We start from the raw sequence: 21418 nt of genomic DNA, 5'->3' as shown, positions 1-21418 counted from the left end.
CTCAGACCCGGGTCAGCGTCACGTTGTAGAGGCGCACCCCGGCGTCGGTGGGTGAGACGTCGACGAACGTCGGCACGTCTCGGATCGCGTCGCCCTTGGCGATGATGTTGCCGCCCACTTCGATAGCGCACGGGAATGCGCTGCAACGCAACCAGAATCCCGGAGCGCTCTGATAGGGCGGCATGCTCGGCGCCTGGTCGACGCGGTAGCGGCCGGGGATGATGAAGGCGGTGGCCCAGCCCTGGGCGGCCTGCTCGTTCACGCCGAACAGCCCGTTACTGCCGTAGCTGGGGGTGGCCGCGGCGGTGGGGGCCAGCGCGACACCGGCCAGCACGGTGGCGGCCGCGGTCGCCGCGACTCCTGCGTTCACGGGTCTGAGCGTACGCTCAGCCCTCCAGAACAGCCATGGCCGCGTTGTGCCCGCCGATCCCGGACACGCCGCCGCCGCGCCGGGAACCCGCACCGCACAGCAGGATCCGCTCGTGGCGGGTGGCCACGCCCCACCGCTGCGCGGGTGTGTCCAGTGGCTCGCCGGCCTCGGCGAACGGCCACTGCAGCGCACCGTGGAAGATGTGGCCCGCGGTCATGCCGAGGCCGCGTTCCAGGTCGGCGGTGGTCTTGGTCTCGATGCACAGCCGGCCGGCGGCGTCCTCCATCACGACGTCCTGAATCGGTTCGGCCAGAACCGAATTCAGCGAGCTGAGCACTGCCGAGGTCAGGGTGTTGCGCATCCGGTCGTCGTCGTGGCCTGCCATCAGCGTGTGCGGGGTGTGCAACCCGAACACCGTCAGCGTCTGCGCACCGGCCGCGCGCAGCCCGTCGGACAGGATCGACGGATCGGTCAGGGAGTGGCAGTAGATCTCGCACGGCAGCGGAGCGGGCACCTCACCGGCGGCGGCCTGGTCGTAGGCGATGTCGAGCTGGCTCAGCGTCTGGTTGATGTGGAACGTCCCGCCGAACGCGTGCTCGACCGGCACCGACTCGTCGCGCAGTCGCGGCAGCCGGCGCAGCATCAGGTTGACCTTAACCTGGGAGCCGGGCGCGGTCGCCGGGGGCGGATCGCCGACCAGCCGGGCCAGCACGGCGGGGGTGACGTTGGCCAGGACATGGCGGGCGCCGAGCGTGTGCGTGCGGCCACCCGCCCGGTAGGTCACCTCGCCGTCGGGGGTGACGCTCTGCACGTCGGCGCCGGTGGTGATCTCGGCGCCGTGCCCGGCGGCCGCGGCGGCCAGGGCACCGCTGACCGCGCCCATCCCGCCGACCGGCACCTGCCACTCTCCGGTGCCGCCGCCGATCAGGTGGTAGAGCAGGCACACGTTCTGCAGCAGCGCCGGATCGTCGGTGCGGGCGAATGTGCCGATCAGCGCATCGGTCGCCAGCACGCCCCGTACGAGGTCGGAGCCCACCGCGTCGCAGATCGCCCCGGCGATGGGGCGCTCGGTCAGCGCCGACCACGCCTGCTCGTCCCCGACGTGGCGCCGGGCCTGATCGCGGGTCATCAGCGGCGCGGTCAGCGTCGGCCACAGCCGTTCGGCGACGGCGGCGAAGCGGCGGTAGAAGTCGGCGAAGCCGTCCCGGTCGTCGGCCGCGCCGACCGCCTCGAACGTGCTCGTCGGCCCGATCAGCAGGCCGGTGCGGCCGCCGGTCGCCGGATCCGGCGTGTAGGAGGAGTAGCGCCGCCGGGTCAGCCGGATGCGCGCGCCGAGGTCGTCGACGATGCGCCGTGGCAGCAGGCTGACCAGGTAGGAGTACCGCGAGAGCCGTGCGTCCACACCGTCGAACGCGTGCGCCGACACCGCAGCGCCGCCCACGTGGTCGAGCCGTTCGAGGACCCGTACGCGGCGGCCGGCGCGCGCCAGATAGGCGGCGGCGACCAGCCCGTTGTGGCCGCCTCCGACGATGAGCGCGTCGTAGGCGGCGCTCAGTTCAGGTAGCCCTCGACCTCGTCGGCCGGCCGCACCTGCGCCTCCCGCGGGTCCTGACCGCTCTCCCGCAGCGCCCGGCGTTGACGGAGCAGATCCCAGCACTGGTCGAGCGCGACCTCGACCGCCTTGAGTCGCTGGTGTTCTTCGCTCTCGTCGATTTCCCGGTGCTGCAGGGCGTCGCGCAGCTTCTGCTCCTCGGCGACGAGCTTGTTCACCTGTTCGAGAATGTCTTGGTCCTGTGCCACCGGTCCAGTCTGCCCGACTACCGTGGGTGTGGTGAGTGTGAACCCAGGACAGAAGCCCGAGATCGACTTTCCCGACGGTCCGGCGCCGTCCGAACTGCTCATCGAGGACCTCGTCGTCGGCGAGGGGCCGGAGGCCGTGCCCGGCGCCAACGTCGAGGTGCACTACGTCGGCGTCGAGTACGACACCGGCGAGGAGTTCGACAGCTCATGGAACCGCGGGCAGTCGATCGAGTTCCCGCTGCAGGGGCTGATCCAGGGGTGGCAGGACGGGATCCCCGGCATGCGCGTCGGCGGCCGGCGCAAGCTGACCATCCCGCCCGCGCAGGCCTACGGCCCGGCCGGCGGAGGACACCGCCTGTCCGGCAAGACGCTGATCTTCGTCATCGACCTGCTCTCGACCCGCTGAGAGATCTAGCGCGGGGCCGGGCCCGGTAGCCGCAGCAGCAGCCGCGCACCGCCCAGCGGGCTGGCCTCCAGCGTCGCGGTGCCGCCGTGCAGTTCGGCCTGCTGGGCCACCAGCGCCAGCCCGAGACCCGAGCCGGAATGCGACGCCGTCGACCCGCGGGAGAACCGCTCGAACACCCGCGTGCGTTCCTGCTCGGGCACTCCGACTCCGTCGTCGTCGATCGCGATCTCCACACCCTCGCGGGAGCTGACCGCCGACAGCTGCACGCGTGACGCGCCACCGTGTTTGACGGCGTTGGCGATCGCGTTGTCGACGGCCAGCCGCAGGCCGGCGGGCAGCCCGACGATGATCACCGTCGGGGAGGGTGCCAGCGAGACGTCGAGGTCCGGATAGACCCGCATCGCGTCGTGCGCGGCGCGGTCGAGCAGTTCGGTGATGTCGACCGGCACGTGGTCGTCGGACGTCGACAGTTCGCCCTGGGCCAGGCGCTCCAGGGCGCCCAGCGTCGCCTCGATGCGCGACTGGGTCCGGATGACGTCGTTGACCACCTCCTTGCGCTGCTCGTCGGCCAGGTCGAGGGTGGCCAGCACCTCCAGGTTGGTGCGCATCGCGGTCAGCGGCGTGCGCAGTTCGTGCGCCGAGACCGACGCGAAGTCACGCGCCGAGGCCAATGCCTGTTTGGTGCGGTCCTGTTCCGACCAGATCCGCTCGAGCATGCCCTTGACGGCCTCGGCGATCTCGACGGCCTCCGAGGCGCCGCGCACCTCGACGTCGGGCGCCTCGTCGCCGGCGTCGATCGACCGGGTCTGCTGGGCCAGCCGTTTGAGCGGCCGCACCGCGAGCGCGGCCAGCACCCAGCCGAACACCGACGCGGCGCCGACCGCGAACACGCAGATGATGATCACCCGGCGGTGCAGGTTGTTGGTGTCGGCGATGGTGGCGTCGTAGGTGGCGCCGACGGCCACCGACATCGGCTCGGGGAACTGGATGTCGACCGTGCGGACCCGGTAGCGCACCCCGTCGACGTAGGTGTCGGCGTAGCCGACCGGCAGTTGCGGCAGCACCACCTCGGAGTTCGACGTCACCGGCCGGCCCGGCTTGCGCACGGTGATGACGGCGTCCTGGTTGTTCGGCGACTTCGGGATGGTGTCCAGGCCGCGCGGCAGGAACGGGATCGCGAACCCCGCCGCCTCGTCGAGCCGGCGGTCCAGCCGTTCCTTGCGGTCGTTGGTGATGCCGATCCACACCACCGTGCCCACGATGATCACCACGATCGCCGCGCCGATCGCCGTCGCGAACGCCACCCTGGTCCGCAGCGACGGGGTGCGGCGGAAGATGCGCGACAGGGGGCTCACAGCGGACCGCCTACTGGGTGCGCAGCACGAAGCCCACACCGCGCACGGTGTGCAGCAGCCGCGGCGCGCCGCCGGCCTCGAGCTTGCGGCGCAGGTACCCGATGAACACGTCGACGACGTTGGTGTCGGCGGCGAAGTCGTAACCCCAGACCAGCTCGAGCAGCTGGGCGCGCGACAGTACCGCGGTCTTGTGCTCGGCCAGCACGGCCAGCAGGTCGAACTCGCGTTTGGTCAGGTCGACGTCGGCGCCGTTGACCCGGGCGCGCCGGCCGGGGATGTCGACCTCGAGCGGGCCCACCTGAATGGTCTCCGAGGAGAACGTCGCCGACGAGCCGCGGCGGCGCAGCAGCGCCTTGACCCGGGCGACGAGTTCCTGCAGCACGAACGGTTTGACCAGGTAGTCGTCGGCGCCGGCCTCCAGGCCGGCCACCCGGTCGTCGACGCTGCTGCGCGCGGACAGCACGCAGACCGGCACGTCGTTGTCCATGGCGCGCAGCGCGGTGACCACGCTGACGCCGTCGAGCACCGGCATGTTGATGTCGAGCACGATCGCGTCGGGACGGGTCTCGGTCGCGCTGCGCAGCGCCTCGGCGCCGTCGACGGCGGTCGACACGTCGAACCCGGACAGCCGCAGACCGCGTTCCAGCGACGCGAGCACGTCGGGGTCGTCGTCCACCACCAGCACCCGGGGGGATCCCACACCACTGTCCATGCCCGCAATCTTGCCCGATGAGGAGGTCAGGCTGGGGGAGGCTGCCCGTCGCAATCGCGCCGGCCGTCGCGGAGGTGGGCGACCTCACCGCGCAGTGCGGAGATCTCGGCGAGCAGCGCGTCGATGTGCCCGGTGGTGACGGTGCGGCCCTCGGTGTCCTCGTCGGCGACGCGCTGCACGATCCACGACGCCAGCGTCGCGGTGATCGAACCGACCAGGCTGATCCCACCGATCATGAGCAGCACCGCGATCACCCGTCCGGTTGTGGTCACCGGGGTCAGATCGCCGTACCCGACGGTGGTGATCGTGGTGATCGACCACCACAGCGCCCGGCCGAAGTCGGTGATGTGGGCGTCGGGGGCGTAGCGCTCGCTCTCCAGCACGGCCAGCGACGCGACGAACACCAGCAGGATCGCGCCGGAGACCGTGTACATGACCACCCGGCCGCGGATCGCATTGCCGACCGCGCGCTGCATCACCGCGATCAGCGTCACCAGCCGCAGCAGCCGCAGCGGCCGGAACATCGGCAGCACCACGATCGCGAGGTCGAACAGGTGCCGGTAGAACCACTGCCACCGGTTCCGGGCCAAACTCAACCGGATGACGTAGTCGACCGCGAAGATGGACCAGCTCACCGCCGTGATCGCGCCGACGGCGAAGTCGGCGGCGCCCTTCGGTTGGGCCAGCACGTCGATGGCGTACGCGCCGAGGAACAGCAGCGCCACGGCCGCCAGCGGCCATTCGGTGCGCCGCTCCCACGAATCCAGCGTGGTGCGCGGTTCGGTCACGATCGATCAACTTACCCAGGTCACAGTTTGCTGAACCGCCGCCGCGGGAACAATTGACCTCGACATTTGTTGAGGTTCTACGGTGAATTCATGAGTATCGAGACGGTCGCCCGGCAGACCCTGTACCGGCAGGCGCATGCCCGCGGCGGGGATCTGCGGTCCCTGGCCGACCGTGCGCTGCTGCGCCGGATCTGGCGCTTCGCGGGCCGTCACCACCGCCGGCTGGCGGCGTTCGTCGCGGTCAGCGTCGTCAGTGCGACGCTCGCGGTGGCCACGCCCGTGCTGGCCGGCCGGGTGGTCGACGAGATCACCTCCGGCGGCGCGCCTGACGTGGTGATCGGTCTGGCGGCCGTGATCGCGGCGGTGGCGCTCGCCGAGGCCGCGGTGTCTCTGCTGACGCGGTGGTTGTCGTCGACCATCGGCGAGGGTCTGATCCTCGACCTGCGCACCGCCGTGTTCGACCACGTGCAGAAGATGCCGGTGGCGTTCTTCACCAGGACCCGCACCGGCGCGCTGGTCAGCCGGCTGGGCAACGACGTGCTCGGCGCGCAGCGCGCGTTCTCCGACACCCTGTCCGGGGTCGTCGCCAACCTCGTCACGCTGACGTTGACGCTGGCCGTGATGCTGGCGATCTCCTGGCAGATCACGGTGGTCGCGCTGGTGCTGGTGCCGCTGTTCGTGGTTCCCGCGCGGCGGATCGGCGCGCGGATGGCCCACCTGTCCCGGGAAGCGGCCATCCACAACGCGACCATGAACACCCAGATGACCGAGCGGTTCTCCGCGCCCGGCGCCACGCTGGTCAAGCTGTTCGGCCGGCCCGCGCACGAATCGCACGAGTTCGCGGTGCGCGCCGGCCGGGTCCGCGACATCGGGGTGCGTTCGGCGATGCTGCAGTCGACGTTCATGAACTCGCTGACGCTGATGTCGGCGCTGGCGCTGGCGCTGGTGTACGGGCTCGGCGGGGTGCTGGCGATCGGCGGGCACCTGCAGGCCGGCTCGATCGTGTCGCTGGCGCTGCTGCTGACCCGGCTCTACGCGCCGCTGACCGCGCTGGCCAACGCGCGGGTGGAGATCGCCAGCGCGCTGGTGTCGTTCGAGCGGGTCTTCGAGGTGCTCGACCTGCTGCCGCTCATCCGGGAGAAGCCCGACGCGGTGCCGATGCCCGACGGTCCGGTGGCTGTGGAGTTCGATCAGGTGCGCTTCGCCTACCCGTCGGCCGACAAGGTGTCGCTGGCCTCGCTCGAAGAGGTCGCGGTGCTCTCGGAGGCCGATGTACGCGGCGGCGAGGAGGTGCTGCACGGAATCTCGTTCACCGCCGAACCGGGACAGATGGTGGCGCTGGTCGGGTCGTCGGGCGCGGGGAAGTCGACGATCGCGTCGCTGCTGTCCCGGCTGTACGACGTCGACAGTGGCGCGGTCCGGCTGGCCGGCACCGACGTGCGCGACGTGACGTTCGCCTCGCTGCGCGACACCATCGGGATGGTCACCCAGGACGGCCACCTGTTCCACGAGTCGATCCGCGCCAACCTCACATTGGCCGCGCCGGACGCGACGGACGACGACCTGTGGGACGCGCTGCGGCGGGCGCGGCTGGCCGACGTGGTGGCCGCGATGCCCGACGGGCTCGACACGGTTGTCGGTGAGCGTGGCTACCGTCTGTCGGGCGGGCAGCGGCAGCGGCTGACCATCGCCCGCCTGCTGTTGGGGAGGTCGCGCGTGGTGGTGCTCGACGAGGCGACGGCGTCGCTGGACTCGGCGTCGGAGGCGGCCGTGCAGCAGGCGCTCGGCGAGGCGCTGGCCGGCCGCACCTCGCTGGTGATCGCGCACCGGCTCTCCACGGTGCGGGCGGCCGATCTGATCCTGGTGGTCGAGGACGGCCGCATCGTCGAACGCGGCACCCACCAGCAGCTGCTGAGCCGGCGCGGCCGCTACACCGAGCTCTACGAGACCCAGTTCGGCCCTCAGGAATCCGGGGCGGCGGCGTGACGTTATTGGCTTGCCGCCAACGGGAAGATTGACTAAGTGAACGAATCCGACTCTCGCGCCCTGCGTTCGGCGCCCGCGATCGCTTCGGCGCGGGCGCGGCCCCGCGCTGGGTCGGATCTGTGGCGGCTGCTGCCGTACCTGATGCCGTACCGGATGCGCTGGATCTCGATGATCGTGGTCGCGATCGCCAGCCTCGGCGCCACGATCTCCATCCCGCTGATGACCAAGGCCGTCATCGACGGTCCGGTGCGCCACCAGGACCAGCAGGGGTTGTGGCTGCTCGGCGCGGCGGCGATGGGCGTCGGCATCACCGAGGCGGTGCTGTGGTTCATCCGGCGCTGGCTGGTCTCGCGCGCGACCATGGGCGTCGAGGCCGATATCCGCAAGGACCTCTACGCGCGGTTGCAGATCCTGCCGATGAGCTTCCACGGCCGCTGGCAGTCCGGGCAGTTGCTGTCGCGGGTGATGAACGACCTGTCGACCATCCGTCGGTTCATGTCGTTCGGACTGGTGTTCCTGATCCTCAACGGCCTGCAGATCGTCGTCGTCACCGCGATCCTGCTGTCGATGTACTGGCCGCTGGGCGTGGTCGTGCTGGTGTCGATCGTCCCGATCACGTTGACCGTGCTGCACTTCCAGCGCGAGTACACGCGGCTGTCGCGGCTGGCCCAGGACCAGTCCGGCCACGTCGCCACCCACGTCGAGGAGTCGGCGCTGGGGCTGCGGGTGGTGAAGTCGTTCGGCCGGGAGGACTACGTCTACGACCGGTTCGACCGGCAACTCACCGATCTCTACGACACCCAGGTCGCCCGGGTGTCCGTGTCGGCGAAGTTCTGGACGCTGCTCGAGGTGATCCCGAACCTGACGCTGATCGTGGTGCTCGGGTTCGGCGCGTACGCCGCCGGCCACGGCTACGTCACGCTGGGCACGCTGGTCGCGTTCATCACGATGATGCTGTCGCTGGTGTGGCCGATCGCGTCGCTGGGCTTTCTGCTGTCGATGACGCAGGAGTCGTTCACCGCGGCCAACCGCATCGCCGAGATCTTCGACGCCCCGCGCGAGATCACCGACGGCCCGCGCACCGAGACCCCGCGCGGCGGCCGGCTCGAACTCGTCGACGTGGGCTTCCGGTTTCCCGACAGCGAGACCTGGGCCCTGCGCGGTGTGAACCTGGCCGTGGAGCCGGGGGAGACGGTCGCGCTGGTCGGCGCCACCGGATCGGGGAAGTCGGTGCTGGCGGCGCTGCTGTCGCGGCTCTACGACGTGACCGAGGGCTCGATCCGCATCGACGGCGTCGACATCCGGGACCTGTCGCTGCCCGCGCTGCGGGAGGCGGTCGCGACGGCATTCGAGGACCCCACGCTGTTCTCGATGTCGGTCGCGGAGAACCTCCGGCTCGGCCGTCCGGACGCGACGGACGCGCAGATGGCCGAAGCCATCGAGGTGGCTGCCGCGCAGTTCGTCCACGACCTGCCGTTCGGCCTGGACACCCGCATCGGGGAGCAGGGCATGAGCCTGTCCGGCGGGCAGCGGCAGCGGTTGTCGCTGGCCCGGGCGATCCTCGCCGCCCCGAAGATCCTGGTGCTCGACGACACGATGTCGGCGCTGGACGTGCACACCGAGGCGGTCGTCGAGGAGGCGCTGCGCCGCGTGCTGCACCACGTGACCGGCATCGTCGTCGCCCACCGGGCGTCGACGGTGCTGCTGGCCGACAAGGTGGCGCTGCTCGATTCGGGTTCCATCACCCACGTGGGCACCCACGCCCAGCTGCTGGCCGGCGTCCCGCAGTACCGGTATCTGCTGGCCGCCGACGACGAACTCGACGACCGCGCCGAATCCGTGCCCGCATGGGCAGAAGACGACGAGCGCGAACGGCTCGAACACGCCTACCGGGAGCGTGAGGCCGCCGACGAGGCGTGTACCGAGCCGCCGTTCGCGATGACCGAGGCGGAGCGGCGATGACCGCGGAGGCCGAATGGCGCGGGCGTCTCAACGAGACCCGGGACGACGACCTGCCGATCGACGAGAGCCTGCCCCGTCGCCGTGAGGCGCGGGCCCTGCTGGGCTCGCTGCTGCGGCCGTACCGGTTGACGGTGTTCCTCCTCGCGCTCGTCGTGGTGGTGGAGAACGCCGCCCGGCTGTCGGTGCCGCTGCTCGTGCAGCGCGGCATCGACCACGGCATCCCGCCGCTGCTCGACGGCGGCCCGGCGCGGGAGCTGATGCTGATCGTCGGCGCGCTGTGCGCGGTGGTGCTGGTGCAGGCGGGCAGCCGGATGTTCTTTCTGCGCCGGTCGGGCCGCGTCGGGCAGAAGGTGCTGCTCGAGTTGCGCCGCCGCGTGTTCCGGCATTTCCAGCGCCTCGACATCGCGTTCCACGACCGCTATACGTCGGGCCGGGTGGTGAGCCGCTCGACCAACGACGTCGAGGCGATCCAGGACATGTTGGAGACCGGCTTCGACAGCCTGATCACCGCGGTGCTCACGCTGGTCGGCACGGCCATCCTGCTGGTGACGCTCGACGTGAAGCTCGGGCTGATGTGCCTGGCGGCGTTCCCGATCCTGGTGGCGCTGGTGTGGTGGTTCCGCACCGAGTCGGCGAAGACGTACCGCAAGGTGCGGGAGAGCGCCGCGCTGGTGATCGTGCAGTTCGTCGAGACGATGACCGGCATCAAGGCCGTGCAGGCCTACCGCCGCGAACCGCGTAACCAGGAGATCTTCGAAGACATCGCCGACCAGTACCGCGAGATCAACGAGCGGACGTTCCGGCTGCTGGCGATCTTCATGCCCGGGGTGAAGCTGGTCGGCAACATCACCACCGGGGTGGTGCTTCTCTACGGTGGCTACCGGGTGCTGCAGGGCGAGATGACGATCGGCACGCTGACCGCGTTCCTGCTCTACCTGCGGATGTTCTTCGAACCGATGCAGGAGATCTCGCAGTTCTTCAACACCTTCCAGTCGGCGTCCTCAGCGCTGGAGAAGCTGGCCGGCGTGCTGGCCGAGAAGCCGGGCATCGCCGACCCCGCCGACCCGGTGCGGCTGGAGTCGGTGCGCGGCGAGATCGCTTTCCACGACGTCACGTTCGGCTACTCGCCGGACCGGCCGGTGCTGCCGCATCTCGAGCTGGAGGTGCCGGCGGGGCAGACCATCGCGCTGGTCGGCACCACCGGTGCGGGCAAGACGACGATCGCCAAGCTGATCGCCCGGTTCTACGACCCGATATCGGGTGCGGTGACGCTCGACGGGACGGATCTGCGCCGGCTGTCGCAGAGCGAGTTGCGCCGCCATGTGGTGATGGTGACGCAGGAGAACTTCATGTTCGAAGGCACCATCGCCGACAACATCCGGTTCGGCAAGCCCGAGGCGAGCGACGAGGAGGTGCGCGCGGCGGCGGCCGCCGTCGGTGCCGACCGGTTCATCGACGGACTGCCCGAGGGATTCGACACCGACGTCGCCAAACGCGGTGGCCGGTTGTCGGCGGGGCAGCGGCAGCTGATCGCGTTCGCGCGGGCGTTCCTCGCCGACCCGGCGGTGCTGATCCTCGACGAGGCGACGTCGTCGCTGGACATTCCGAGCGAGCGGATGGTCCAGCGGGCGCTGGAGACGGTGCTGGCCGACCGGACCGCGCTGGTCATCGCCCACCGGCTGTCGACGCTTTCGATCGCCGACCGGGTGCTGGTCCTCGAACACGGCCGCATCGTCGAGGACGGGTCGCCGGCGGAACTGATCGGCCGCGACGGCGGCCGCTACGCCGCGCTGCACGAGGCGTGGGAGAAGTCGCTGGCGTGAGGCTTCGATGCGTCGCGACGCGCCGCACGCTCGTCACCTCGTGCCGAGACTGAAGCCACGCCGGCCTTCACTCGCACTTTCGCTGCGCCAGTTCAGTCTCGCGGGCCGTCGCCGCTGATCCTGGTTCATCGAGTGCCGAGACTGAAGCCACGCCGGCCTTCACTCGCACTTTCGCTGCGCGGGTTCAGTCTCGCGGCCGGATGTCGGTGGCCAGTGCCAGCATCCGGCCATGGGGAGGATCTTCATCGGTACGGAGGCACTGGCCAGCGGCGCGGTGACGCGTCACGAGCTGTCGCGCTGGCATCGTCGCATCTACCCGGACGTGTACATCGCCAAGGACATGGTGTTGACGCTGAAGGACCGCATTCACGGCGGATGGCTGTGGTCGGGACGACGCGCTGTCATCGGCGGCCTATCCGCGGCGGCGATGCTGGGGGCGCCGTGGATTGCCGACGACGTTCCCGTCGAGCTGATCTGGAAGAACGAGCATCCGCCGGCCGGGCTCGTCGTCCGTAACGACACGTTGGCCCGTGACGAGGTGGAGCATTTCGGCCGGCTGCCGGTGACGACCTGTGCGCGAACGGCTTTCGACCTCGGGCGGCGCCTCGGCCGGGATGAGGCGGTCGCCCGGTTGGATGCCCTGACCTGGGCCCGCCGCTCCCTGTCCGCCGATGACGTCTGGTCGCTGGTGGACCGCTATCCATCGGCCCGTGGGGTGAAGGCGTTGAGAACCGCCTGCCATTGGTCGACGGGGGCGCCGCTTCGCCGAAGGAGACATGGCTTCGACTCTTACTGATAGATAACGGGTTTCCCAAGCCCGAGACGCAGATACCGGTGTACGACGAGCGCGGCCTGATCGGCGTCGCTGACATGGGGTGGCGTCATCTGCAGATCGCCGTCGAGTACGACGGTGAGTATCACCAGACGAATCGCCGACGGTACGTCATGGACCAGCGCAAACAACGTCGCCTGGAAGCCATCGGCTGGATTCTGGTGCGCGTGATCGCCGAGGACGGCGAGGCCGACATCGTCGCACGCGTGGCCGAGGCCTGGCGGCGGCGTGGAGTGACGCGAGACTGAAACTGCGCAGGCCGCTTCTCGCACTTTGGCTGCGTGGATTCAGTCTCGCGACGACGGTACCTGGCGAGGTGACCCCGCGGGCCGGGCGACGACGGGACCCCGCGAACGCAGCACCACCTTCTCACGCCCCGGCGAGCAGCGCCTCGATCTTGTCGTCGATCGCGGGCAGCTGCGACCTCATCATCGAGACCACCCGCTCCATCGCCCGCGGGCTGATCCCGGCCGAGAGGTGGTGCAGAGCGTTGAGTCGCGAGGCGTCCACCCAGGCCATCATCTCCGGGTCGGCGAACCACGCCAACTGATTGCGGTTGAAGATCAACATCATGCGCAGCCAATCGGCCGGCTCGTACGGATAGGGCACCGGTCGGCACAGCGAATTCCGGGTCTCGTCGTCGTTGTAGGCGGCCTCCACGTGCCCGATCACCGCCGCACTGAACGCGGGCTGGCAGGTGCGCACGGTCTGCAGCGTGATGTGGTCGCCGCTGAAGACCGTCGTCGGCGGTTTGCGACCCAAACCGTCTGCGGTGCAATCGATGTACACGGCGGACTCGGGGACGTCGACGGTCCCGTCGTCCAGCGTGATCCGCCCGGGCTCGACCGACTGCACCCGCCCCAGCCGCACGACGTCTCCGATGCGCCGCAACTCCACCAGCTCCGTTTGCGACAGGATCGCGCACCGGTACATCGTCGGGTCGACGGAGGTGTCGACGCGCTGCAGGCAGCCCTTCTCTTCCAGCCGCACGAACAGATCGGCCAGCGACTCCGCCTCCCGCACCGCGGCGAGCTGACTGGAGTAGTCCGCCAGCGCACGCTTGGCGAACTGCTTACCCGGCTGGATCGCCGCCCGGTCGAGCACCCACGACTCGCGCGGTTTGATCCACGTGAGTCCCCCCGGCGCGACGCCGTGCCGTAGCAGCCATAGGCACGCGTCCATCGCGGTCTTACCCGCACCGACGATGACGTAGTGCTCCCGCCCCTCGCGCAGGCGCGGCAGGTCGTTGGGCGGCACACAGTCGACACCGGGTGCCACCGCGTAGGACGGCGTGCGCATCGACGGCACGATGATCTCGACGTGGCTGGTGACGACACGGCTGGCGTTGATCGGGATCTCGTCACCGGTGTAGGTGCGGATCCGGCCGTCGCCCAGGTACTCGCTCATCGGCAGGTAGGTCACCCGTCGCGACGGCAGCAGCTGTTGGCGCATCACCCCGTCGTAGTACGCACACACCTCGGCGCCGCCGGCCAGTTCGTAGAACCCCGCGTTGAAGCCGTGCTCGTCGATGGCGCCGCTGCCCAGTTCCCGCGAGTTGACGCCGTAGTACGCCGACGGCTGGTGCAGCCGCACATAGGGATACGCGGTCGTCCAGTGTCCGCCCGGCGCGTGGTTGCGGTCGACGATCACAACGGTCGCATCGGACTCGGCGATCAGCGCGTCGGCGAACGCCATCCCCATGGCGCCCGCCCCCACCACGAGGTAGTCGGCCTGCAGGGACCGCACTCAGCGCACCGTCGCGAAGAACGCGGTGACGTCGTCGACGAACAGTTCGGGCTGTTCGAACGCGGCGAAGTGCCCGCCGCGCGGCATGTCGGTCCAGCGGGTGATGCGGTAGTGCGGTTCGCACCAGGACCGAGGTGGCCGGCCGATCTCCTTCGGGAACGACGCGATCCCGGTCGGCAGCGTGACCGGGTCCCCGCCGCCGAACCCGCTCGCGGCGCTCTCCCAGTACAGCCGCGCCGAGGACGCCGCCGAACCGGTGGCCCAGTACAACATCACGTTGTCGAGCATTTCGTCCTTGGTCAGCACGTTCTCCGGGTGACCGTCGCAGTCGGTCCACGACCAGAACTTCTCGACGATCCAGGCCAGCTGACCGACCGGCGAGTCGACCAGCCCGTAGCCCACCGTCTGCGGCCGGGTGGCCTGCTGTTTGAAGTAGCCGGAATCCCAGTGGCGGTAGTACTCCATGCTGGCCAGCGCGGCGCGCTCCTCCTCGCTGGGGTCGGTCAGCTCCTTGGGCGGCCCGCCGATCGGCATGTTGACGTGGATGCCGACGCATCCGCTCATGTCGCCGCCGGAGCGGCTCCGGCGCCCGGCGTTGCGGCCGATCTGCGTGGTGACCGCCCCGCCCCAGTCACCGCCCTGCGCGCCGTAGCGGTCATAGCCGAGCCGCACCATCAGCTCGTCCCACGCCGCGGCGATGCGGCCGATGCCCCACCCGGTGGAGGTCGGCTTCCCGGAGAAGCCGTAGCCGGGCAGCGACGGGCACACCACGTCGTAACCCGCCTCGGCCAGCGGTTCGATCACCTTGCTGAACTCGACGATCGAGCCGGGCCACCCGTGGGTGATGATCAGCGGAAAGGCGTCCGCGTGCGGGGACCGGTGATGGATGAAGTGGATGTCGAGGCCGTCGATCTCGGTGGTGAACTGGTCGAACCGGTTGAGCCTCGCCTCGCGGGCCCGCCAGTCGTACGCGGACGCCCAGTAGTCGGCGAGTTCGCGGGTGTAGGCCAGCGGGATGCCCTGGCTCCAGTCGTCGACGCATTCGGGTTCCGGCCACCGGGTGCGCGCCAACCGGGAGGTCAGGTCGGCGAGGTCGGCGTCGGGCACGGAGATGCGGAACGGCGTGAGCGCGGACACGTCTGCGATCCTCGCACGCCCGGGTTCAGGGCAGCAGGCGCAGCAGCCGGGCCTTCGACACCGACTCGTGGCGACCGCGGGTGCCCAGCTTGGCGGCCGCGCTGCGCAGGTAGCTCTTCACCGTCTCGGCGCCCAGCGAAAGCCGTTGCGCCGCTTCGGCATTGCTGCAGCCGAGCGCGACCTGGGCCAGCACGTCGAGTTCGCGCCGGGTCAGCGGGGAGTCGGCCGCAGCGGGGGCGTCGTCCAGCGCGCGGGCCAGCCGGTCGGCCAGCGAGCGCAGCCGCGCGCCCTGCGGCGACCGGGCGGCCAGGGCGCGCAGCTCGGCGTGCACGTCACGGATGTCCTCGACGCCGGGGACGCCGCCGGTGTTGGCCGCCTGCGCGTCGCGCAGCCGCAGCCGGCGGTCCACCTCGTCGCGCACCCGTAGTTCGACGGCGAGGCGGTGCGCGGCGGCGACCATCAGGTCCGCGGTTCGGTCGGCGATCGGCGCGGCCGACCGGTGCGCGCCGTAGAGCACCGCGCGCGCCCGCCCCCCGACGACCACCGGCACGGCCAGCACCGACTGGATGCCCTCGCCGAGCACGGGTCCGTCGTAGTCGTGGGTGATGGTGACGGCGCGCCGGTAGTCGGCCACCGACAGTGGCCGGCCCGCGATCAGCGTGGCGCCGCCCAGGCCGGACCGGGGACGGACCGCGAGCCCGCGCAGCCCGGCGGTGCGGGTGCCGATGAACTCGCTGAGCACCAGGGTGTCGTCGTGCACCTCGCCGCCGAACGCGACCGGCAGTGCGGTCGTGGCCGCCACGGTCCGCAGCTCTGCGCGCAGCGCGTCGGCGTCGCGTGGTCGCAGCAGCGACGGACCCACGGGAACACCCTCCTTCGGGGGTAGCGCACGGCCGGTTGTGATGTGGAGCATATCGGGCATGGCGAGCAACACCGATGTCTACCGCAACGCCCGCGACCAGCTCGTCGAGGCGATCGGCGACTACGACCGGGCGGTCGAGACCTTCACGTGGCCGCGGCTGACCGGCACCTTCAACTGGGCGACCGACTGGTTCGACGTGATCGCCCGCGACCCGGCCACCGCCGACCGGCTCGCGCTGTGGATCGTCGAGGAGGACGGTGACGAGGAGCGCGTGACGTTCGCCCAGATGGCCGACCGCTCCGACCGGGTGGCGACGTGGCTGCAGCGGCGCGGCGTCGGCAAGGGCGACCGGGTGATCCTCATGCTCGGCAATCAGGTCGAGCTGTGGGAAGCGATGCTCGCGATCGCCAAGCTGGGTGCGGTCATCATGCCGACGACCGGCGCGCTGGGTCCCGCCGACCTCGCCGACCGCATCACCCGCGGCGGCGCCGCGGTGGTGATCGCCAACGCCGCCGACACCGCGAAGTTCGACGACGTGGCCGGGGACTTCACCCGCATCGTGGTCGGCGGCGCGGTCGCGGGCTGGCACAGCTACGCCGACGCCTACGACGTCGTGTCGGCCGGTCCATTCAGCGCCCGCACCACGGTCGACGACACCATGCTGGTCTACTTCACCTCCGGCACCACCAGCCGGCCCAAGCTGGTCGAGCACTCGCAGGTGAGCTACCCGGTGGGGCATCTGTCGACGATGGCGTGGATCGGGGTGCGGCCGGGCGACGTGCACCTGGCCATCAGCTCGCCGGGCTGGGCCAAGCATGCGTGGAGCTGCTTCTTCGCGCCGTGGATCGCCGAGGCGACGATCTTCGTCTACAACTACCGCCGCTTCGACGCGGCCGCGCTGCTGCACCAGCTCGACCGCGCCGGGGTGAACACGTTCTGCGCGCCGCCGACGGTGTGGCGGATGCTGATCCAGGCCGACCTCGGCGCGCGCCCGAGCGGGCTGCGAGAGGTGCTCGGCGCCGGTGAGCCGCTCAACCCGGACGTGATCGCGCGGGTGGAGAAGGCGTGGGGGCTGACGATCCGCGACGGGTTCGGCCAGACCGAGACCACGCTGCAGATCGGCAACACCCCGGGCCAGCCGGTGAAGGCGGGCTCGATGGGGCGGCCGATGCCGGGTGTGCCGGTGGTGCTGATCGACCCGCTGACCGGGCAGCCCGCCGACGAGGGCGAGATCTGCCTGGACCTGAGCCGGCGGCCGGTGAACCTGATGACCGGCTACCTCGGCGACGCGGAGCGCAACGCCGCGGTGACCGAGGGCGGGGTCTACCACACCGGCGACGTCGCGCGGCGCGACGCCGACGGCTACATCACCTACATCGGCCGCACCGACGACGTGTTCAAGTCGTCGGACTACAAGGTGTCCCCGTTCGAGCTGGAGAGCGTGCTGATCGAACACCCGGCGGTGGTGGAGGCCGCGGTCGTGCCCCAGCCCGACGACACGCGGCTGTCGGTGCCGAAGGCCTACATCGCGCTGGCCGACGGCTGGGCGCCGACTGCGGACACCGCGAAGGCGATCATGGAGTACGCCCGCGACCATCTCGCGCCGTACCTCAAGGTCCGTCGCATCGAGTTCTACGAGTTGCCCAAGACGATCAGCGGCAAGATCCGCCGGGTGGAACTGCGCCGCCGGGAGGATGACGCCCACGGCGCCGGCAGCCCGATCGCGACCGAGTACCGCTATGAGGATCTGGTGCCGTGACGCATCGCACGAATGTTCGACCGCGCGCATAGATGGGGTGCGGAGCGGGCATAGGGAGGTCATGAGTGAGAACCCCGGGGTTGCACCGCAGGAGAACCCGCAGAAAGACCCGTCGGACTGGGCCACCGGCGACGAGCCGATGACCGGCCCGCAGCGCAGCTACCTCAACACGCTGGCGCAGGAGGCCGGCGAGGAGGCCCCCGAGAACCTGACCAAGGCGCAGGCCTCGGAGATGATCGACCGGCTGCAGGATCAGACCGGACGGGGGCAGTGATGACGATCGACGCCGACCATGTGCGCCGCCTGCTCGACACCGACGGGGAGGCGACTCTCGTGCTGATCGAGGGCCGTGCCGAGGTGGTCACCGAGGGGGAGCTGCGGTCGGACCGCTATCAGGGCGCGCTCGAGGTGATCTCGCGCGACGAACTGGTCAAGCGGACCGGCGGGGCGACGCTGTCCGACCGCGAACTCGAGGAGCAGGCGGCCGCGCTGAACACCGCGGTCGACGAACTCGGGGGCTAGACGCTCAGTCCGGCAGCCCGATGCGGCGGTAGCGCTCCAGCCGGCGCGGCAGCCGGGCGTCGGCGGGCATGTCCCGCAGCGCGTGCAGTTCGTGGGCGATGGTGGCCGACATCCGGCGGGTGAACTCTAGCGGTTCGTCGGCCGCGTCGGGACGTTCGCCGACGACCGCGTCGACGATGCCGTGGCGCAGCAGATCGGCCGACCGCACGCCCTGCGCCGCGGCCAGTTCGGGGGCGTGGTCGAGGTCGCGGTGGACGATCGCGCTGGCGCCCTCGGGCGGCAGCGGTGCCAGCCAGCCGTGCAGCGCGGCCAGCACGCGGTCGGCCGGCACCATCGCCAGCGCGGGACCGCCGGAGCCCTGGCCCAGCAGCACCGAGACCGTCGGAGTGTCGAGCGTGACCAGTTCGGCCAGGCAGCACGCGATCTCTCCGGCGAGTCCGCCCTGTTCGGCGTCCACGGTCAGCGCGGGCCCGGCGGTGTCGATGACCAGCACCAGCGGCAGCCGCAGCCCGGCGGCCAGCGCCATGCCGCGGCGGGCCTCGCGGAGTGCCGCGGGCCCGATCAGGCCGCCGCCCACCCGCTGCTGGCCGACCACCACCGCGGGCTGACCGCCGAACCGGGCCAGCGCCAGCAGCGTGGCCGAGTGGCTGCCGGTCGCCGAGAGCAGCACCCGGTGCGTGGTGCCGTGCCGCAGGAGGTACCCGACGCCGGGCCGGTCCGGGCGGCGCGACGCCTCGACCGACTCCCACGCCGGCACGTCGGGGACCGGTTCGGCGGGCGGGAGTGCCGGCGGTTCGGTGGGCGGGTCGGTGACCACCTCGAGGGTCCGGTGCAGCGTGGCGCGCAGCAGTTCCAGCGGCACCACCGCGTCGATGACGCCGTGTCGGTGCAGGTTCTCCGCGGTCTGCACCCCGGCCGGGAACGGCTCGCCGTAGAGGTGCTCGTAGACCCGTGGCCCGAGGAACCCGATCAGCGCGCCCGGTTCGGCGGCGGTGACGTGCCCGAGCGACCCCCACGACGCGAACACGCCACCGGTGGTCGGGTGCCGCAGGTACACCAGGTACGGCAGGTGGGCGCGGCGGTGCAGTTCGACCGCCGCGGCGATCTTGACCATCTGCAGGAACGCGACGGTGCCCTCCTGCATGCGGGTGCCGCCCGAACTCGGCGACGCCAGCAGCGGCAGCCGCTCGGCGGTGGCCCGCTGCACGGCCGCGGTGAGCCGTTCGGCCGCCGCGACGCCGATCGATCCGGCCAGGAAGTCGAACTCGCACGCCAGCACCGCCACCCGGCGGCCGAACACGGTGCCCTCACCGGTGACCACCGATTCGTCGAGCCCCGTCTTCTCGGCTGCGGCGGCCAGGTCGCGCCGGTAGGCGGCGTCAGCGCCGACATCCAGCGGAGGCCCGTCCCAGCTGCGGAACGACCCCTCGTCCAGCACGGCGTCGCGTAGGGCTAGGGCACCGATCCGGCTCACCTCACGAGGCTATATAGGCTGGCGCCATGATTGGTGTGACCCGCGACGGCCACGTTCTCACCCTGGAGATGCAGCGGGCCGAACGACGCAATGCGCTCAACGTCGAGCTCGTCGACGCCCTGAAGGACGCGATCGAGAAGGCCGCCACCGAAGACGTCCGCGCCATCGTGCTCACCGGAGCGGGCCACGTGTTCAGCTCGGGCGCCGACCTGTCCGGCGGTCAGGGCGTCGCCGACGAACTCCCCGACAAGGCGCGGGCGCTGAACTTCGCGATCGACAAGGCGCCGGTCCCGGTGATCGGCGCGATCAACGGCCCGGCGATCGGCGCCGGGGTGATCCTGTCGATGATCTGCGACCTGCGGGTCGTGGCGCCCGAGGCCTACTTCCAGTTCCCCGTCGCGAAATACGGGATCGCGCTGGACAACTGGAGCATCCGCCGGCTCACCTCGCTGGTCGGCGCCGGCCGCGCGCGCGGCATGCTGATGGCCGCCGAACGGCTGACCGCCGACGTCGCGCTGCAGACCGGGATGGCCAACCGCATCGGCACGCCGGCCGACGCGCAGGCCTGGGCGCAGGAGATCGCCGGATTCGCGCCGCTGGCGCTGCAGCACGCCAAACGGGTGCTCAACGATGACGGCGCCTACGAGGATCCGTGGCCGGAGCACCAGGCGCTGTTCGACCGCGCGTGGGCCAGCCAGGACATCATCGAGGCGCAGGTCGCGCGCATCGAGAAGCGCCCGCCGAGGTTCCAGGGGGCCTGAGGTGATCCAGGCGGCGCTGCGGTTCGGATTCGGGACGGCCTCCCTGCTGGCCGGCGGCTGGGTGCTGCGCGCGCTGCAGGGCACGCCGGCGTCGCTGGGCGCGACGCCCGCCGAGATCAACGCGGTGGCCGCCCGCTCACCGCAGTTCCGGGACGGGGCGTTCGTCAACCTGGAACCGTCGGCGACGATGAGCCTGGACGCCGAACAGCGCCGGATGCTGATGCGCGAGCTCGTCATCGGCAACGACCGCGGCCGACCGGGCCGGCCGATCCCGGTGCTGACCCCCGCACCGGCCGGCGCGCCTGCCGATCTGGCTGCCTCCTGGCAGGGCCACTCCACCGTGCTGGTGGAGGTGGACGGCTACCGGGTCCTGACCGATCCGATCTGGAGCAGGCGGTGCTCGCCGTCGCGCACGGTCGGACCGGAGCGGATGCATGACATGCCGGTGCCGCTGGAGGGGCTGCCCGCCGTCGACGCGGTGCTGATCAGCCACGACCACTACGACCACCTCGACATGGACACGATCCTGGGCCTGGCCCGCACCCAGTGGGCGCCGTTCTGCGTCCCGCTCGGGGTCGGCGCCCACCTGCGCAAGTGGGGCATCCCCGAGGCACGGATCGTCGAACTGGACTGGAACGAGAGCCACCGCCTCGGGGACCTGACACTGACCTGCACTCCGGCCCGGCACTTCTCCGGGCGGTTGTTCACCCGCAACACCACGCTGTGGTCGTCGTGGGCGATCACCGGTCCCCGCCACCGCGTGTTCTTCGGCGGCGACACCGGCTACACGGACAGCTTCAGCCGGATCGGTGCGGAGCACGGGCCGTTCGACCTGACCCTGATGCCGATCGGCGCCTACCATCCGGCGTGGCCGGACATCCACATGAACCCCGAGGAGGCGGTGCGCGCCCACCTCGACATGACCGACCGGGGCGCGGGCACACTGCTGCCGATCCACTGGGCGACGTTCCGGCTGGCGCCGCACCCGTGGTCCGAACCGGTGGAGCGGCTGCTGGCCGCCGCGGACGCCGAAGGCGTGGCCGCGGTGGTGCCCAAACCCGGGCAGCGCGCCGACCGGGAGACGTCACACACGATCGACCCGTGGTGGCAGCTCTGAGCGGCT

General features: G+C 70.9%; 19 protein-coding genes and 1 pseudogene. 10 read left to right on the top strand and 10 right to left on the bottom strand.

Annotation, left to right across the window (positions count from 1 at the left end):
- Position 1: 1 nt before the first annotated feature.
- From E4P42_RS20165 to E4P42_RS20155, 3 genes are read right to left on the bottom strand one after another with little or no spacing between them, the layout of a single operon-like run.
- Entirely contained in the window at positions 2-370 is a 369-nt protein-coding gene (locus E4P42_RS20165) for a hypothetical protein (RefSeq protein WP_371287054.1), read from the bottom strand.
- 16 nt (positions 371-386) lie between these two features.
- Complete coding sequence (locus tag E4P42_RS20160; protein WP_135127875.1) at positions 387-1925, bottom strand: NAD(P)/FAD-dependent oxidoreductase; 1539 nt, start codon at positions 1923-1925, stop codon at positions 387-389.
- Positions 1922-2170, bottom strand: a complete 249-nt coding sequence (locus E4P42_RS20155; protein WP_135127847.1) for a DUF2630 family protein — start codon at positions 2168-2170, stop codon at positions 1922-1924. The genes E4P42_RS20160 and E4P42_RS20155 overlap by 4 nt, the downstream gene beginning before the upstream one ends.
- A 37-nt stretch (positions 2171-2207) precedes the next feature.
- Here E4P42_RS20155 and E4P42_RS20150 point away from each other — a divergent pair, with 37 nt between their 5' ends.
- Positions 2208-2576, top strand: coding sequence for an FKBP-type peptidyl-prolyl cis-trans isomerase (locus tag E4P42_RS20150; protein ID WP_135127874.1), 369 nt, complete (start codon positions 2208-2210; stop codon positions 2574-2576).
- A 5-nt stretch (positions 2577-2581) separates the two neighbouring features.
- Here the strand turns inward: E4P42_RS20150 and E4P42_RS20145 are convergent, their stop codons facing one another.
- From E4P42_RS20145 to E4P42_RS20135, 3 genes are read right to left on the bottom strand one after another with little or no spacing between them, the layout of a single operon-like run.
- Positions 2582-3931 (bottom strand): HAMP domain-containing sensor histidine kinase, encoded by a 1350-nt coding sequence (locus E4P42_RS20145; protein ID WP_135127846.1) that lies wholly within the window; start codon positions 3929-3931, stop codon positions 2582-2584.
- A gap of 10 nt (positions 3932-3941) precedes the next feature.
- Positions 3942-4652: a two-component system response regulator PrrA gene (prrA, locus tag E4P42_RS20140; RefSeq protein ID WP_209305827.1), complete on the bottom strand. Its 711-nt coding sequence runs from the start codon at positions 4650-4652 to the stop codon at positions 3942-3944.
- A gap of 17 nt (positions 4653-4669) precedes the next feature.
- Positions 4670-5431 (bottom strand): potassium channel family protein, encoded by a 762-nt coding sequence (locus tag E4P42_RS20135; protein WP_135127844.1) that lies wholly within the window; start codon positions 5429-5431, stop codon positions 4670-4672.
- A 90-nt stretch (positions 5432-5521) separates the two neighbouring features.
- Here E4P42_RS20135 and E4P42_RS20130 point away from each other — a divergent pair, with 90 nt between their 5' ends.
- The 4 genes and pseudogenes from E4P42_RS20130 (at position 5522) to E4P42_RS20115 (ending at position 12282) form a co-directional block, all read left to right on the top strand.
- Positions 5522-7417, top strand: a complete 1896-nt coding sequence (locus tag E4P42_RS20130) for an ABC transporter ATP-binding protein (protein ID WP_135127843.1) — start codon at positions 5522-5524, stop codon at positions 7415-7417.
- A gap of 36 nt (positions 7418-7453) precedes the next feature.
- Positions 7454-9379 (top strand): ABC transporter ATP-binding protein, encoded by a 1926-nt coding sequence (locus E4P42_RS20125; protein ID WP_135127842.1) that lies wholly within the window; start codon positions 7454-7456, stop codon positions 9377-9379.
- Positions 9376-11202 carry an ABC transporter ATP-binding protein gene (locus E4P42_RS20120; RefSeq protein ID WP_135127841.1) on the top strand — a complete coding sequence of 609 codons (1827 nt, stop codon included), beginning with the start codon at positions 9376-9378 and terminating at the stop codon, positions 11200-11202. Before E4P42_RS20125 ends, E4P42_RS20120 begins: the two co-directional genes overlap by 4 nt.
- Positions 11203-11402: 200 nt before the next feature.
- Positions 11403-12282, top strand: a pseudogene (locus E4P42_RS20115) (hypothetical protein).
- A 121-nt stretch (positions 12283-12403) separates the two neighbouring features.
- Here E4P42_RS20115 and E4P42_RS20110 read toward each other — a convergent pair.
- From E4P42_RS20110 to E4P42_RS20100, 3 genes are read right to left on the bottom strand one after another with little or no spacing between them, the layout of a single operon-like run.
- Positions 12404-13780 (bottom strand): NAD(P)-binding protein, encoded by a 1377-nt coding sequence (locus E4P42_RS20110; RefSeq protein WP_135127840.1) that lies wholly within the window; start codon positions 13778-13780, stop codon positions 12404-12406.
- Entirely contained in the window at positions 13781-14917 is a 1137-nt protein-coding gene (locus E4P42_RS20105; RefSeq protein ID WP_167759556.1) for an epoxide hydrolase family protein, read from the bottom strand.
- A 25-nt stretch (positions 14918-14942) separates the two neighbouring features.
- The gene (locus E4P42_RS20100) at positions 14943-15830 is read right to left on the bottom strand and encodes a LuxR C-terminal-related transcriptional regulator (protein WP_135127838.1); all 888 of its coding nucleotides are present in this window, start codon (positions 15828-15830) and stop codon (positions 14943-14945) included.
- A 7-nt stretch (positions 15831-15837) separates the two neighbouring features.
- Between E4P42_RS20100 and E4P42_RS20095 the strand changes: the two genes are divergently transcribed.
- From E4P42_RS20095 to E4P42_RS20085, 3 genes are all read left to right on the top strand, one after another.
- Positions 15838-17538, top strand: a complete 1701-nt coding sequence (locus tag E4P42_RS20095) for an AMP-binding protein (protein ID WP_135127837.1) — start codon at positions 15838-15840, stop codon at positions 17536-17538.
- 61 nt (positions 17539-17599) lie between these two features.
- Positions 17600-17812 carry a DUF3072 domain-containing protein gene (locus tag E4P42_RS20090; protein ID WP_135127836.1) on the top strand — a complete coding sequence of 71 codons (213 nt, stop codon included), beginning with the start codon at positions 17600-17602 and terminating at the stop codon, positions 17810-17812.
- Positions 17812-18060 carry a hypothetical protein gene (locus E4P42_RS20085; protein WP_135127835.1) on the top strand — a complete coding sequence of 83 codons (249 nt, stop codon included), beginning with the start codon at positions 17812-17814 and terminating at the stop codon, positions 18058-18060. Before E4P42_RS20090 ends, E4P42_RS20085 begins: the two co-directional genes overlap by 1 nt.
- Positions 18061-18064: 4 nt before the next feature.
- Here the strand turns inward: E4P42_RS20085 and E4P42_RS20080 are convergent, their stop codons facing one another.
- Positions 18065-19534, bottom strand: a complete 1470-nt coding sequence (locus E4P42_RS20080) for a carboxyl transferase domain-containing protein (protein WP_135127834.1) — start codon at positions 19532-19534, stop codon at positions 18065-18067.
- A gap of 26 nt (positions 19535-19560) precedes the next feature.
- Between E4P42_RS20080 and E4P42_RS20075 the strand changes: the two genes are divergently transcribed.
- On the top strand, positions 19561-20295 hold the full coding sequence (locus tag E4P42_RS20075) for an enoyl-CoA hydratase (RefSeq protein WP_135127833.1): 735 nt from the start codon (positions 19561-19563) through the stop codon (positions 20293-20295).
- A gap of 1 nt (position 20296) precedes the next feature.
- Positions 20297-21412, top strand: a complete 1116-nt coding sequence (locus tag E4P42_RS20070; RefSeq protein WP_135127832.1) for an MBL fold metallo-hydrolase — start codon at positions 20297-20299, stop codon at positions 21410-21412.
- The last annotated feature ends 6 nt before the right edge of the window (positions 21413-21418 follow it).

It is taken from the genome of Mycobacterium sp. PS03-16, from assembly GCF_004570325.1.
Taxonomy (GTDB): domain Bacteria; phylum Actinomycetota; class Actinomycetes; order Mycobacteriales; family Mycobacteriaceae; genus Mycobacterium.
The sequence above is the reverse complement of the archived record's forward strand: the minus strand, read 5'-3'. Positions and strand labels throughout refer to the sequence as shown.